Source organism: Phenylobacterium sp., assembly GCF_030698145.1.
In the GTDB taxonomy this organism is placed as follows: domain Bacteria; phylum Pseudomonadota; class Alphaproteobacteria; order Caulobacterales; family Caulobacteraceae; genus Phenylobacterium.
On the sequence record NZ_JAUYNW010000046.1, the window covers coordinates 1 to 12,765 of the forward strand.

18 protein-coding genes are annotated in these 12,765 nt (G+C 65.3%); 9 read left to right on the plus strand and 9 right to left on the minus strand.

Annotated elements, in window-relative coordinates:
• Together Q8Q77_RS05305 and Q8Q77_RS05310 are read left to right on the plus strand one after the other, a co-directional pair.
• Positions 1-229 (plus strand): DUF1963 domain-containing protein (locus Q8Q77_RS05305; protein WP_305581903.1); only part of this gene is annotated, 229 nt, incomplete at its 5' end.
• Between the two features lie 1,089 nt (positions 230-1,318).
• The gene (locus Q8Q77_RS05310) at positions 1,319-1,909 is read left to right on the plus strand and encodes an HD domain-containing protein (RefSeq protein WP_305581905.1); all 591 of its coding nucleotides are present in this window, start codon (positions 1,319-1,321) and stop codon (positions 1,907-1,909) included.
• Between the two features lie 14 nt (positions 1,910-1,923).
• Here the strand turns inward: Q8Q77_RS05310 and Q8Q77_RS05315 are convergent, their stop codons facing one another.
• From Q8Q77_RS05315 to Q8Q77_RS05325, 3 genes are read right to left on the minus strand one after another with little or no spacing between them, the layout of a single operon-like run.
• On the minus strand, positions 1,924-2,115 hold the full coding sequence (locus tag Q8Q77_RS05315) for a helix-turn-helix transcriptional regulator (RefSeq protein WP_305582065.1): 192 nt from the start codon (positions 2,113-2,115) through the stop codon (positions 1,924-1,926).
• A gap of 5 nt (positions 2,116-2,120) precedes the next feature.
• Positions 2,121-2,546, minus strand: a complete 426-nt coding sequence (locus tag Q8Q77_RS05320; RefSeq protein ID WP_305581907.1) for a hypothetical protein — start codon at positions 2,544-2,546, stop codon at positions 2,121-2,123.
• 14 nt (positions 2,547-2,560) lie between these two features.
• Entirely contained in the window at positions 2,561-2,770 is a 210-nt protein-coding gene (locus Q8Q77_RS05325; RefSeq protein ID WP_305581909.1) for a hypothetical protein, read from the minus strand.
• 93 nt (positions 2,771-2,863) lie between these two features.
• On the opposite strand from Q8Q77_RS05325, the gene Q8Q77_RS05330 reads away from it, so the two are divergent.
• Positions 2,864-3,286 carry a hypothetical protein gene (locus Q8Q77_RS05330; protein WP_305581911.1) on the plus strand — a complete coding sequence of 141 codons (423 nt, stop codon included), beginning with the start codon at positions 2,864-2,866 and terminating at the stop codon, positions 3,284-3,286.
• Positions 3,287-3,556: 270 nt separating this feature from the next.
• Here the strand turns inward: Q8Q77_RS05330 and Q8Q77_RS05335 are convergent, their stop codons facing one another.
• The 5 genes from Q8Q77_RS05335 to Q8Q77_RS05355 all read right to left on the minus strand — a co-directional run bounded on the left by Q8Q77_RS05335 (position 3,557) and on the right by Q8Q77_RS05355 (position 8,111).
• Positions 3,557-3,706, minus strand: coding sequence for a hypothetical protein (locus Q8Q77_RS05335; RefSeq protein WP_305581913.1), 150 nt, complete (start codon positions 3,704-3,706; stop codon positions 3,557-3,559).
• Between the two features lie 222 nt (positions 3,707-3,928).
• Entirely contained in the window at positions 3,929-4,666 is a 738-nt protein-coding gene (locus Q8Q77_RS05340; protein WP_305581915.1) for a DUF5343 domain-containing protein, read from the minus strand.
• A 402-nt stretch (positions 4,667-5,068) separates the two neighbouring features.
• The gene (locus Q8Q77_RS05345) at positions 5,069-6,046 is read right to left on the minus strand and encodes an IS1595 family transposase (protein ID WP_305581917.1); all 978 of its coding nucleotides are present in this window, start codon (positions 6,044-6,046) and stop codon (positions 5,069-5,071) included.
• Between the two features lie 124 nt (positions 6,047-6,170).
• The gene (locus Q8Q77_RS05350) at positions 6,171-7,022 is read right to left on the minus strand and encodes a TraB/GumN family protein (RefSeq protein ID WP_305581919.1); all 852 of its coding nucleotides are present in this window, start codon (positions 7,020-7,022) and stop codon (positions 6,171-6,173) included.
• A 51-nt stretch (positions 7,023-7,073) separates the two neighbouring features.
• Positions 7,074-8,111, minus strand: a complete 1,038-nt coding sequence (locus Q8Q77_RS05355) for a 2'-deoxycytidine 5'-triphosphate deaminase (RefSeq protein WP_305581921.1) — start codon at positions 8,109-8,111, stop codon at positions 7,074-7,076.
• A 139-nt stretch (positions 8,112-8,250) separates the two neighbouring features.
• On the opposite strand from Q8Q77_RS05355, the gene metZ reads away from it, so the two are divergent.
• Complete coding sequence (metZ, locus tag Q8Q77_RS05360; protein ID WP_305581923.1) at positions 8,251-9,435, plus strand: O-succinylhomoserine sulfhydrylase; 1,185 nt, start codon at positions 8,251-8,253, stop codon at positions 9,433-9,435.
• 83 nt (positions 9,436-9,518) lie between these two features.
• Here metZ and Q8Q77_RS05365 read toward each other — a convergent pair whose 3' ends face one another.
• Complete coding sequence (locus Q8Q77_RS05365; protein ID WP_305581925.1) at positions 9,519-10,211, minus strand: DUF4145 domain-containing protein; 693 nt, start codon at positions 10,209-10,211, stop codon at positions 9,519-9,521.
• Positions 10,212-10,366: 155 nt separating this feature from the next.
• Between Q8Q77_RS05365 and Q8Q77_RS05370 the strand changes: the two genes are divergently transcribed.
• The 5 genes from Q8Q77_RS05370 (at position 10,367) to Q8Q77_RS05390 (ending at position 12,745) form a co-directional block, all read left to right on the plus strand.
• Positions 10,367-10,537: a hypothetical protein gene (locus tag Q8Q77_RS05370; protein WP_305581927.1), complete on the plus strand. Its 171-nt coding sequence runs from the start codon at positions 10,367-10,369 to the stop codon at positions 10,535-10,537.
• Entirely contained in the window at positions 10,534-10,698 is a 165-nt protein-coding gene (locus Q8Q77_RS05375) for a hypothetical protein (protein WP_305581929.1), read from the plus strand. The genes Q8Q77_RS05370 and Q8Q77_RS05375 overlap by 4 nt, the downstream gene beginning before the upstream one ends.
• 3 nt (positions 10,699-10,701) lie before the next feature.
• Positions 10,702-11,016, plus strand: coding sequence for a hypothetical protein (locus tag Q8Q77_RS05380; protein WP_305581931.1), 315 nt, complete (start codon positions 10,702-10,704; stop codon positions 11,014-11,016).
• A gap of 127 nt (positions 11,017-11,143) precedes the next feature.
• Positions 11,144-12,157 carry a hypothetical protein gene (locus tag Q8Q77_RS05385; protein WP_305581933.1) on the plus strand — a complete coding sequence of 338 codons (1,014 nt, stop codon included), beginning with the start codon at positions 11,144-11,146 and terminating at the stop codon, positions 12,155-12,157.
• Positions 12,158-12,160: 3 nt separating this feature from the next.
• Entirely contained in the window at positions 12,161-12,745 is a 585-nt protein-coding gene (locus tag Q8Q77_RS05390; RefSeq protein ID WP_305581935.1) for a hypothetical protein, read from the plus strand.
• Positions 12,746-12,765: the final 20 nt, after the last annotated feature.

Here is a 12,765-nt window from a genome sequence, read left to right on the forward strand (position 1 = left end):
GTGCCCGGTTCAGAGCGACAGCATGGAGGCGGAGTGCCAAGACATCGCTAGGCGCCTGGGCCAACGGGGCGGCGACCTGGCAGATTGGCGTCTGCTGCTGCAGCTCGACACGGATGATGAAGCGGGCATGATGTGGGGCGACGTGGGATCGCTTTACTTCTGGATCCGAGAGAGAGATGCCAGGATCGGCGACTTCTCGAAGGTCTGGATGATCCTCCAGTGTCACTGAGCCGTTCCTTGCGACGCGACGGATAGAGACGACTGCTGGCCTGACTGCCTCCACCGCCAACCACCCCGACAACTTGTCTCTCCGGGTATGGCCATTCCCTAAGGCGCGGAATTTCCGCGACTAACGCCGCCGAAACCCCCGTCACGAGTCTGAATTGCGCCCTGTCTCCGGGACAATCCGAGGCCATTCCCGGTCAACGTCTCCGCGTGTCCGCGTGTCCGCGATCTAGTTGAGTTTCCCTGCGATCAGGGAATTCTGCAGGGAATTTGGAACAAGCACGCAATCGGCGCGCATCTCGTGGCGCCAGGCCGCTCACAATATCCTTTGTTCTCGTAGGCTTACGCTCGTCGAGAGCGAAAATTCCCTGCGTGCGGAAGCAGGGAATTCATTTCTAACAGCAAGGAAATGTGCAGGCCTGATCAGGGAGCCGATCGCCAAGAACAGGAGGCCTCAGGAGAGGTCGGCGAATAGGCGCCGCTGATCTTCCCACGCCGCGGGAAGGTCGGCCGCAATTGGTCCGCGTAGCGTCGGACCTGGAGGCTGCCGACCCTCCAAGATCTGAGCCTGCAGGTCGGGCGCGAGAAGCGCCAGCATCAGCAACTTGCGGTCATAAGGGCTTGCCGGGGCCGAACGCAGAACAGCCTGATCCGGCGCCGCCAGCGGCGCATCGCCGACCTCGGCCAGGAAGCTGTGCGCAGAGCGGCTTAACCCCGTCCACTAATTCAGGCGAAGATCAGGGCCTTCACCGAGAGCTCGGTCAATTTAAGTCGGGCCATCCATTGGCTCCTTTCTGGCTCACAAATCGAATGTGCAAGAGCCAGAACCCATGTTCTCACATGAGCGGAGCCGTAGACCGCAAAGTCAACGGGGATAAGGGATTGGTGCAGGTATGAGAAGCTATGAGAAGCGAGAATTCTAGCTTGGGAAGCTGACGCTCTACCCCTGAGCTACGCCCGCATGCGGTCCGCTTGGGCGGCGGCCGGGAGCGGAACATAGACGGGAGATCGCGCGCGGCCAAGCGCCCTCGTTGACGTCCGCCCTGGTCCGCCGCACGATGGCCTGAACAGCGATAACCCAAGGGAGGCCGTCATGGCCGACGACGCGAGCAGCGCCAAGTTCCACGCCATGACCGAGGGCACCCTGGAGGACTGGCAGGCCATCGGCCGCGCCGGCGCCCCCTATCGCAACGAGCTGCCCGACCGCCTGCTGGCGCACCTGAAGATGCTGGAGGCCGATAGCGGCGGCTTCGCCGTCACCCGGCTGGAGCATTCCCTGCAGACCGCCACGCGGGCCTTCAAGGATGGGCGCGACGAGGAATACGTGGTCTGCGCCCTGATGCACGACATCGGCGACATCCTGGGCCCGTCGAACCACGCCGAGATCGGGGCGATCATCATGAAGCCCTACGTCTCGGAGCGGAACTTCTGGATGATGGACAAGCACGGCGTCTTCCAGGGCTACTATTTCTTCCACTACCTCGGCTTGGATCGCGACATGCGCGACCAGTACCGCGGCCATCCGGACTTCGAGCACACCGCCCAGTTCTGCCACATGTACGACCAGAACAGCTTCGACCCGGCCTACCAGTCCATGCCGCTGGAGGCGTTCGAACCGATGCTACGCCGCGTCGTGGCCGCGCCGAAGCGGTCGATCTACCGGCGGGAGGAGGCGGCGGCCTAGCCGCCCCGCCACCGTCAGTCGTCGCTGAAGATCGTCTCGATCGGCGCCTCGAACAGGCGGGCGATCTTGAAGGCCAGGGGCAGGCTGGGGTCGTACTTGCCGGTTTCGATGGCGTTGACGCTCTGGCGGGACACATCCAATCGCGTGGCGAGGTCGGCCTGGCTCCAGTCGCGTTCGGCGCGGAGCACCTTGAGGCGGTTTTTCATCAGCATCACCGCTTCGAGATCCACCAGCCCACCCAGGCGACGATATAGCCGGTGATCTGGGGAACCAGGACGCCGATCACGCCCAACTCGACGAAGTCCTGTGGAGTCGAGCGGCCATTCCATCCGGCGGTGAGCAGGGCGCCGTCATGGGAGAACAGGGCCACGAAGCCCACGGCCGCGGCGGCCATGCCGATGCTGGCGCCCCAGTACCAGGCGAATTTGTGGGCTTCCTTGGCGGCCTCGTCGAGCCGTCGCCACCAGACCACGCTGGCGCCGATCACCAGGGCGAAGGTGGCCGCCGCGACCAGGCCGGTCGCCAACGGGTTGAACGTCAAGCCGAGATGCTTGCCGACGATGGGAATGCCCGCGCCGAGCGCGATGATGATCGGGCCGTAAGTCCAGGTCGGGACCTGGGCGAGAGGGTTTCTCACTTGGTGCTCCATGGTCAGAGGGCGCGCACAGCGCCCGGAAGCGCCCAGCAGAAATCGGCCACGGCGACGATGAGGTTGGCGGCGGGCGGCAGGGCCTGGGCCAAGGCCACAGCGTCAGCCTCCGCCCAGAAGACGGCGGCGCCGGCGGCGTAGAAGAGCACGATGGCCAGCAACGCCAGCGCGATGACCGCCCTGCCCCACCATCCGTTCGTCCGCGCCGCCATGCCAAGTCTCCCTGTCGATATGACAAGGAAACAGGCGATTATATCGTTCACAAACCCACTTCCCGAACGGGGGTGCGGTGATATGCTGAAGCTATGCGCATCCCGCCGCCGAACCCGCTCACTACAACCTGCACCTGGATCGCAGCCGTCTTCATCGCGGTTCGCGAGGGCGCTGCAAGCACCACTAGTCTCGAGTGGCTGGCTGAAGCCATGAGTGGGTGGTGGAGCTACCTGCCGCTGGCCGTTTTATCGCTCGCTGCGGTCGTCTACCTCGCGCGGCTTGCCCTGCCCAGCAAGGAGCGGCCCGCGAAGGCTCCAGAAGCGAGCCCAGAGCCCGCAAGCCAGCGTCGCACTGGCGTCCTAATGGACGAAGGCGGCCTCGCCGAGGGGTTCGTCGTGACCGGACAGGATGTCGGAGTGCACATGAAGCGCGGCGGCACCATGCGGAACGCCATCATCTTCGGCGGGGACTCCGGCATCGTACTTGGCGATCGTCCCAAAGAGGAGGACACCTAGCTAAGAGCCTTGTCCTCAGGATCGGATTTAGGCGGCGCGGTCGCCACCTTCTTCACGACCTTCTCAAACGCCGCTTCATCGCCGACCACGCCCGCCAGAGGCAGACTAACCCCCACCCGACAAGCGCGACGCCCAAGAGGAAGGGGATAGCCGACAGGACGGCGCCATCCTTGATCTCAAGCCCGGTAGGGTTTGGATTGATCAAATCGGTGAGGAAAAACCACGTCGGGTATATCGCGAGCCCAAGGGCGACTAGGACTAAGCCGCGCCTCACTGGTCCTTGGCCTCGTCCGCCGCTGGTGCCTTCGGCGCGATCTTCCTCACCGTCTCTTCGAAGCGGCCTTCGTCTTCGTCGGCCTCTAGCTCGCGGGCGAGGTCACGGAACTTGTCGGGCTGGGGCTTGTCCTTCGGATCGGCCACGGGATTCCTCTCAACGAGAAGACATGATAGATACGCGTACGCCCGACACCGCAAGCGGAGCCGGGCGCAGAGGCGGTTTGTGAGGCTATCTACCTCCTCATGTGCCACCCCCCTCCGGCTCGCCGCGCCAACGGCGTCCGGCCTTCGGGGTATTCGCCCGTAGGAACTGACGGTTGATGGGGCCGGGGCCGCAAGGCCCCGGTTTCCGTTTTCACGGAACTCTTACGCTTCGGCATCTTCGTCCTCAGCGTCATTGGACGATTGAGACACCCCCGGCGGATAAGCGAAGTCGAGCACAACGCTAAAGGCGGCGAGGAAGCGGTCCCGATCCTCCTGCGTCCAGCCGCGGCCCGATGTCGGGAGGCTGGAGAGAAGCCCCCCCAGCGCAGGATGTAGGCCTGAATTGCCCGGTGGCTCGTACGTCGCGCGGCCCTGATTAGAAGTCGGCGCGCGAACGACGGCCCGTTGCGGGCGAGGCAAGAGGCGCGCCCCTCCGCTAGTCACCGTCTTCTTCGGCGGCGGCTTTGTCTCGCTAGCCTCTCGTACGCCCGCCTCTTCAAACAGGCTCGTGAACAGCCGGATCATGCGCGGCTGCAAGCTTGGGGGGTTGTAATGGCGGAAGGCGTCTCGGATCTGCATCTCGGTCGCCGTGGCCGGGTCGAGTACGTCGAGCGTGTGCTCGTAGGCCCCCTTCAGCCATTCGGCCATTCGCGGGCGGTATTCTGCTTCGGGCGCTCGGCGCAGCGCGTCGAAGACGCCCGTGTGCTTCCCGTCGTCTTCGATTAGGTCAAATATTTTAAGTGCTTGGAACGTGCGTTGGACTAGACTGTCTGACACGCCGAGTCGCTGAAGGACTTCGGTCGTGATCGGGTTGGGAAGCCCCTTCTCCCGATTGCGCGCCAGGAGCATGAGCATCACCGACGTCGGCGCGTAGGGCGCGGATTGTTCTGTTACAGCCATTGGGTCTCAGCCCTTTGTCCCGATCTCATTGGGTACAAGCTACGAGCAATTACATACAGAGTCAATGCGCTGTAATCGTTACGCACTGTAACTCCATGCGCCCTCTGTAATGGCCTTATCTATTTGATTTTCCGTTAAAAAAAATGCCTCATAGCGCGGCGCTACGCCAGCGTCGGAGACAACGAACATGACCAGCCTTGGCGACTTGACGCGAATCGCGCCCCGATCATGCGGGGGGTGGATCGGGATTTTTGCGGACGGTTCCTTGCGGTTCGGCGTGACGGCAGCCTCGGAGGAAGAGGCGCGGACCGCTCTGGAGGCCGCGAGACTTCAATGGCGAGAGCTTGCCTTGCTCCGCGCCGCTTCCCCTTCGTCCGCCAGCGCGACCGACGCCGCTTGCGCTTAGCCTCTGGCGTTGAGCCCATCGTGAGGCCTGCGGTAGGTTAGACGCTTGCCGACCACGCCCTTCAGCGCCGTCACCGCACGGGCCTTGTCGTCCACACCGAGGGCGATGCGGTTCGAATACCGGAAATCGAACTCGGCGGCGTAGCGGTGCAGATGCTTCTTGGAGCAGTGCTGGTAGACGCCCTTCATGCCGCGCTTGAAGATCGAATAGAAGCCTTCGACCGTGTTCGTGTGGACGGTCGGGTCGTCCTTGCTCACGTACTCTTCGCGGGCGTGGGCGACGCTCTGATGCTCGGCGTAGGCCTTGCCAGGGGTGATGTAGTGTTTGGCTTCGTCCGTGCGCAGACGAGCTTCCTTCACGACGTTGACGGAGAGGACTTCGGCGATGTTCGCCGCGTTTAGCTGATCCACCGGCATGACGATGGAGCGCGCCCGGCCGCCGCGCTCAACGAGCGTGAGGATCGCGTTCTTGTTGCGGATCGCCATCTTGGAGGGTGCCGCATCGGGGTCTTGGCCCTGGAACGTCTCGTCGACTTCCACGATGCCGCCGCCGCCGCCGAAGGGCGCCAGCTCGCCGTCGCGCATGGCCTCACGGATGCGGTGCGAGAGGAACCAGGCCGTCTTGTAGGTGACTTCCAGCGTGCGGTGCAGCTGGTGGCTGCTGACGCCCTTCTTGGACGAACACATGAGGAAGATCGCCTGGAGCCACTTGTGGAGCGGCAGGTGGCTTTCCTCGAAGATCGTGCCGATGCGGACGGTGAACTGCTTACGGCAGTCGCCGCACTTCTTCAGGCCCTCGCGCACGACGCCTTCGGGGTTCTTCTTGGTGGCCTTCGTCCGCACGCCCGCCAGCACGTAGACGCGGCCCATCGCGCCGCAATGCGGGCACACCGGGCCTTGCGCCCAGAGGACCGACTCGACGAAAGCGAACGCTTCGGCTTCGTTGTGGAAGTAGGGCTTGGAGAGAACAGACATCGGCGGATTCCTTCAATGGAATCAACGTACCCGATCCTGTGGGTTTGTCAAAGATATAATCGCCAGGAAACATGACAACATCGCGTGTGTCACGCGACCATGACAAAATGTCGATGACGCCTAACTATTGGATGCGGCGGACCTCGTAGCCACGGGCGGCCAGCAGGGTCGGCAGGCCGTCGTCGCCGACCATGTGCAAGGCCCCGACATTGACCAGGTGCACCCCGCCGGACGCGGTGATCTCGCGCTCCAGGGTCTGCGCCCAGGCCAGGTTCCGGCGGCGCAGCAGCATGTCGTAGAACTCGGGGCTGGCCTGGCGCATGTCGCCCACCAGGCCGGGGCCCAGGCGCTGGATGTCGCCGGCGATCCAGGCGTCCTGCAGGGAGGGCTCGCCCCGACGCGCGGGGGCGGAGCGCTCGCGGATCACGTCGGTGAGGTACTGGAGCTCCCCCGGCTCGGAGAGCCCGGCGAACATCCGCACCTGCTCCTCCACGGTCTCGAAGGTGCGCACGGTCTTGGCCGCCTGCTTGGCCTGGCGGGTGACGGCCAGGTCGGCGCCGTGCGCCGCGGTCCCACCACCCGGGCCCAGGGAGCGGGTCGACAGCATCAGGGCCGCGGCCCAGGGGCGCATATGCTCGATCCGCGCCAGGGGAACGCGGCCGCGTTCGAGCAGGGGCTTCAGCGCCCGCATCTCCCAGCTCGCCAGCTTGGCGCTGAGCGGCCGATTGGGATCGACGCCGTAGCGGGCGACCAGGTCGGTGAGCACGGGCGGATCGGCGGTGGTGAGGTCGGCCTCGAACCAGACGGTCTGGGCGCGGTCGTAGGCCGCGTCATAGGCCGGCGTGCGCCAGGCCGCGGCCGGGGTGAGGACGTGCATGGTCCCGAACAGGTAGATCTCGGTGTCGGCGTCGCGCACGAGCCACATGGCCGGGGCCGCGCCAGCCCAGCCGGGCAGAAGGCTCAGGAGGAGCGCCACGGCGCTCGAGATCGCCGATACCCGCCCCACACTTCCCCCGGGACTGAAGGCCTACGACCAGACCTTGAAGTGCTTTGATAGCTTCAAACCCTGGCGCTGGTAATGCGACCCCTGGTCGCCGTAGAGCCGGGTGGGTTTCTCGGTCAGCGGTTCATAGACCAGGCGCGCGACGGTCTGGCCGTCCTCCAGCAGGAAGGGGGTCTCGTGGCTGCGCACCTCCAGCACCCCCTTGGAGCCGACGGCTTTGGCCTCTTCGGTGCCGAAGCCGGGGTCGAAGAAGCCGGCGTAGTGGACCCGGAACTCGCCCACCGAGGGGTCGATGGGGGTCATCTCGGCCGCCTGCAGCACCGGGATCTCGACCGCCTCCTTGGAGGCCAGGATGTAGAACTCGCCGGGGTCCAGCAGCAGTTCCCCGCGGCGCGGGAACAGCGGCTCCCAGAAGTCCTTCGGGTCGTGGCCGTCCACGTGGTCCATGTCGACGACGCCGGCGTGGCGGCGACCGCGGAAGCCGGCGATGCCGTCGGTGAGGTCGGAGAGCTCGACGCCGACGCTGCGGATCGAGAGCTTGGGCGGGGCGCCCCGCTTCAAGCGAAGCTGGTTCAGCCGGGTGTTGGTGCGCACCAGGATCGAGAAGGTCTGGGGCGCGACCTCGATATAGGTCGGGCCGGCATAGCCCTCGGCGACATCGTCGAAAGCCACGGAATTGTTGGTCAGCAGCCGCACGAAGACGTCGACCCGGCCAGTTGAGCTCTTGGGATTGGCCCGCGCCGAGACCCCCGGCGGGAGGGCTAGGCCCTCCTGCAGCTCGGCGATGTAGACGCAGCCGCGCTCCAGCACCGCACCCCTGGTGAGGTCGAGCTCGTGCATGGCCACGTCGGCGATGCGCTGGGGCACCGTGCGGCCCAGGCCCGGCAGGAAGGAGGCGCGAACCCGCCAGGCGCGTGCGCCCAGGCGCAGGTCGAGGCTGGCTGGCTGGACCTGGTCATGGTCGAAGGGCTGGACCGACGTGATGGCGCCCGCGGCGATCAGCGCGTCGATGGACTGGCAGGGCAGGATGCCGGCGGCGTCCTTGGATGGGGTGTCGATCATCGGGGCGACACTCGCCGTCCGGTACGAGTCTGGCAAGGCGCAGACCACGTTCCCCTGGGCGCCGCGACAGTTTTTCCGCTGTGGCGGCGGGCGTTTTCGCCGGGTAGAAGGCCCTGCCCCGTCTGAACTGGAGACCCCGATGGCCGAAGACCCGCGCGACTGGCAGCAGGAGACCAAGCTGGTGCGGGGCGGCATGGCCCGCTCGCCCTATGGCGAGATCTCCGAGGCGATCTTCCTGACCCAGAGCTTCGCCTATGAGAGCGCCAGCGCCGCCGACAAGCGCTTCTCGGGCGAGGAGCCGGGCTTCATCTACCAGCGCTTCGGCAACCCCACGACCCAGATGTTCGAGGACCGCCTGGCCCTGCTGGAGGGCGCCGAGACCTGCCGCGCCACGGCCTCGGGCATGAGCGCGGTGCATGTGTCCCTGCAGGGGCTGGTGCGGGCCGGCGACCACATCGTGGCGGGCCGGGCGCTGTTCGGCTCCTGCCGCTGGATTCTGTCGGAGTGGATGCCCCGGTTCGGCGTCGAGGTGACCTTCGTCGACGCTGTCGATGTCGAGGCCTGGAAGAACGCGGTGCGGCCCAACACCAAGGCCTTCCTGGTGGAGAGCCCGGCCAACCCGCTGCTGGAGGTGACCGCCATCGGCGCGGTGGCCGACATCGCCCACGCCGCCGGCGCCAAGCTGGTGGTCGACAACGTCTTCGCCACCCCGATCTTCCAGAAGCCGTTGGCCCTGGGCGCCGACATCGTCGTCTATTCCGCCACCAAGCACATCGACGGCCAGGGCCGGGTGCTGGGCGGGGCGATCCTGGGCGCTGAGCCGCTGATGACCGAGAGCTACAAGGATATCCTGCGCCACACCGGCCCGGCCCTGTCGCCGTTCAATTCCTGGGTCCTGCTGAAGGGCCTGGAGACCCTGGAGCTGCGCGTGCGCCGCCAGACCGAGAACGCCGGCAAGGTGGCCGACGCCATCGCCGCGCACTCGAAGGCCAAGCGCGTGATCTATCCCGGCCGCTCCGACCATCCGCAGGCGGCGATCATCGCCAACCAGATGAGCGGCGGCGGCAATGTGGTGGCCTTCGACCTGGGGAGCCGCGAGGCGGCCTGGCGGTTCCTCGACACCCTGGCCATCGTCGACATCTCCAACAACCTGGGCGACGCCAAGTCGATGGCGACCCATCCGTCGACCACCACCCACCGCTCGATGTCCGAGGAACAGCGCCAGGAGATCGGCCTGACCGAGGGCTGGGTGCGGATGAGCGTGGGCCTGGAAGGTTCGGGCGACCTGGTGCGCGACGTGAACCGGGCCCTGGACGCGGCCTAGGTCGGGGAGGTCTCGCGAGGTGCGTTGGTAGCTGGGGCGCGCTACAACGTGGAACAACCTAGCCCCGCGCTCCGCATTGCTTGCTAGTCGGCTACTGGTTCGACTGGGACGGCGCCATGCGACGAGAGCGCGACCCTCGCCGGCATTTCAAACGCGACTTCGAAGAAGAGCCGCAAAAAATCGACGTGCTCAATTGCCCGATCAAGGTTCGCTTGAAGGTCATGCGATGCATCAGATCCCTCTTCCCAAAGGGTCTGCGCCCACGCCGCGATAGCTGTCGTGATTAGCCCGGCCGACGCCAGGTTATTGATCCGGGCACGACGGCCACCTTCCTCCTGCCCGAGCGCCTTCAGGGCGACGTCCAGACAGCTCCTCGCGCCGCTTAGTATTCCTGCCGGATTTCGGCGGCGTTGAGCATCCTCCTGGATATAGACGAAGTTCTCCGAGATCAGCTTTGGGAGGTTCGGATAACTCTCAGGTGCGATTGCCGACGGAGGGACAGTTACAATACTTGCGTCGCGAAGAGCGACGTCGGTCTCTTCGGGCGAATTGGTATTGAAAAGATGCTGGATCGTCGACGATCCCAAGTAGATCAGAACGCCGAAAGGCGACTGACAATTGGGACAGATCGCCGCCGCCGCCCCGACATGGCAATTCGGATCGATCCTGATCGCCTGCCGGGACACATCGCTCCAGACCCGCAGGGGACCGGTCAATTCCATGCGCTCGATCGTGTCGCAGATCGGGCAGGTGATGCGCGCTAGTGGCTTACCCATGCGAGACTAGTTCTGCTTCTACCTTGGCCTGTCAACCGGATGACCGCGTCGCGCGCCCGTGCGAGCGCCGCTCGCATCCACCTCGAGCAATGAGAACATATTGCGAACATCGCGAAGGTGAGTCATGAGTCCAGGCCTTCGCTATGGAGGCTGACATGCCCGACCGAAACCCGCCCGATCCTGCCCCACCCCAGCCCGATCCCGGCTTCGCGCCGGTCCTGTCGTTCGGGGCTGACGGCCAGGTGAGCTGGCTCTCCCTGGACGAAACCGCCCGGTTCTGGGCCGCAGTCGACGGCGTCGACCTTGACGAGGTCTGTGGCCGATGAGCGCGAACGACAACGCCAAGCCGGCCGAGACCGCCGATCGCCCGATGTACGTCGCCCAGCTCGGCGCCGACGATGTGGTCAACTTCCTGGCCATCCTGCCGCCCGAGGAAGCCGCTCGCGTGCGAGCGCGGGCCTGGAGCCTGCGGGCCGTCGAGGACTGAGCCGTGGCCTTCCAGAACGCCAACGAGGCCTATGAGGCCTCCCTTCGCAATACGACAATCGGGCTCTGTATTGAGAAGGGCTGGAAGGTGATGCTGACCTGCTCAACCTGCGGCCACGGCGGCAAGATGGGCGCGCTCCTGAACGTCGACCAACTCCGAGAGATGGAGCAGCAAATGACGATGGCGGAACTGGCGCGGCGCGCAACCTTCTCCTGTGGCCATAGTGGGGCCTGGGTCGATCATCGCCAGGACCGCGCCGCAACCCACGTCGGCGAGAAAGCGCGGATCGCGGCCTGGCAGGCACGGTCAGCCGAGTGACGATGCTCGATCCCCTGGCCGCAAAGACCCAGCCTGGCCTGCAACCTGCGGGACCGCTGATCGGTACCACACCCTTGACTCGTAGTTCCGTCCAAGCGCCACTTCCTCCCGGTTGAGGGGGATTTATATGACGACAGGCACGGCACGCACCGTAAAGGTCCACTATCGGCTGGCTCAACTCGCCGGCCCGGACAGCACCGGTCAGACCCTCCAGCAGCGTATCCATGCGGTCATGTCAGGTCCTCTCGGGCTGGATGCCCGCGAGCGGGTCTTCCACATTTCAGACGACGGCCAGCACCGCGGTTGCCTGAACTTCTCAGAGGACGGAACCGCCTTCCTCGCCGACATCATGCACCTGGACGGTCGCAGCGCCTTGCCCACTTGGCTTCACCCGAAGGAGCCCCGGCCCGTCGCAGAAGTGATCCCAAGGACGCTGGCCGAAGGCGAGGCGTCGCTTGGCGAGCCTGTCTACCTCATGGTCCGGGGCAACCACGTCGCCGCGATTGAGCGCATGGCGTTCCGGACGATCAGTCTGGCCAGGTACATCAATGCGCTCCTGAAGGCCGGCTCGCAGCTCGACCCCGGGTCGGAATGGAAGCTTCAGCCGAAGATCCAAATTGAAGGCGGAGCGTCACTCGGCGGCAGCGCCAAGAAGCTTGTGTTCAAGGCCCGGGGGCTGGCAGTCGGAGAGGGGCCTACCGATGGTCCCGGAGGGTTCCCTTTGGCTGCAGAGCGACCCAAATCGCGCAAGTTCGACGAGATGGCCGCCGAAGGCTGGCGTGTGCTGGACATGATGCGTGCGGCTGGCGCCGACGAGACGAAGCTTGAGGCGCTGCGCGCGAACATGAGCCCCGAGCTGGCGCTGAAGGCCCGGCTAGAAGTCTCGATCGCCAGCGTGCGACGCAAGACGACCGCTGACGTGCATCCGGACGCCCTCCAGCAGGCCGTCGCGGAACTCACCAACCAGGGCGATGTTCATATTCTTTCGAGCGATGGGAAGACCGACGGCAAACTGGTACAATTAATGCATAGCGCCGAGGTGCTGGAGACAGGCGGCCTCATCGATTGGCAACGGGCAACCTATGCGCTCGTTTCGGCGATGAACGCCTGGGCCGCCAAGGGCTCGATCGATCTGGACTAGGTCATGGGAATTGTCAGGGCGCTCATCGCGGGAATCTTGGGCGGTGCGTTCGCGCTCGCCCTTCCGCGCCTGGGTGTCTTGGCTGCGACCCAAGAGATCATCGCGTTCCTGTCCCTCCTCATGGCGGGGCTTCTCCCAGCCATGATCCTGACCGCGACCATTTTGCGCGGTGACGGTATGTCCGTGCACCGGGTGGACAGCTACACCGCCGCGCTCCAGGCGCAGATGGTGTTCTGGGCGACCCTCTTTCTCGCTGCGCTGGCAACCACTGTTGCGATCGTCGGCGCCAAGATATTTTCCACCACGGGAGTGGATTTTTCACTCGCTCTGCCGAAGCTCACCTTCACCGATCAGGATGCGACGACGCTGTGCGTCGGGGCGGCCGGCGCCGGGGTGGGGGTTGTCTTTCAGCGCCTTCACCCGGCCTTCGTCGGCATTCAGTCGCTTCTCGAGCTCAACGGCCAACTAGCCCGCGCACAGGCAAAACTGACCCAGACCGCCTTGGCTGAAGCACTTCTCGCAGAATCTCGCGCCGCGCGAACGCCTGAGGCCTACGCCAAGACCCAACCCGGGAAGGCCGCCGCTTAGCGCCGGATCGGTCGCCACGC

Excerpts from the sequence above, each read along its gene's own strand:
- Q8Q77_RS05355 (WP_305581921.1), bottom strand. The coding sequence starts at position 8,111 with ATGATCGACACCCCATCCAAGGACGCCGCCGGCATCCTGCCCTGCCAG.
- Q8Q77_RS05390 (WP_305581935.1), top strand. The coding sequence starts at position 12,161 with ATGGGAATTGTCAGGGCGCTCATCGCGGGAATCTTGGGCGGTGCGTTC.
- Q8Q77_RS05345 (WP_305581917.1), bottom strand. The coding sequence starts at position 6,046 with ATGTCTGTTCTCTCCAAGCCCTACTTCCACAACGAAGCCGAAGCGTTC.
- Q8Q77_RS05365 (WP_305581925.1), bottom strand. The coding sequence starts at position 10,211 with ATGGGTAAGCCACTAGCGCGCATCACCTGCCCGATCTGCGACACGATC.
- Q8Q77_RS05325 (WP_305581909.1), bottom strand. The coding sequence starts at position 2,770 with ATGGCGGCGCGGACGAACGGATGGTGGGGCAGGGCGGTCATCGCGCTG.
- Q8Q77_RS05375 (WP_305581929.1), top strand. The coding sequence starts at position 10,534 with ATGAGCGCGAACGACAACGCCAAGCCGGCCGAGACCGCCGATCGCCCG.
- Q8Q77_RS05310 (WP_305581905.1), top strand. The coding sequence starts at position 1,319 with ATGGCCGACGACGCGAGCAGCGCCAAGTTCCACGCCATGACCGAGGGC.
- metZ (WP_305581923.1), top strand. The coding sequence starts at position 8,251 with ATGGCCGAAGACCCGCGCGACTGGCAGCAGGAGACCAAGCTGGTGCGG.
- Q8Q77_RS05370 (WP_305581927.1), top strand. The coding sequence starts at position 10,367 with ATGCCCGACCGAAACCCGCCCGATCCTGCCCCACCCCAGCCCGATCCC.
- Q8Q77_RS05385 (WP_305581933.1), top strand. The coding sequence starts at position 11,144 with ATGACGACAGGCACGGCACGCACCGTAAAGGTCCACTATCGGCTGGCT.
- Q8Q77_RS05330 (WP_305581911.1), top strand. The coding sequence starts at position 2,864 with ATGCGCATCCCGCCGCCGAACCCGCTCACTACAACCTGCACCTGGATC.
- Q8Q77_RS05340 (WP_305581915.1), bottom strand. The coding sequence starts at position 4,666 with ATGGCTGTAACAGAACAATCCGCGCCCTACGCGCCGACGTCGGTGATG.
- Q8Q77_RS05315 (WP_305582065.1), bottom strand. The coding sequence starts at position 2,115 with ATGAAAAACCGCCTCAAGGTGCTCCGCGCCGAACGCGACTGGAGCCAG.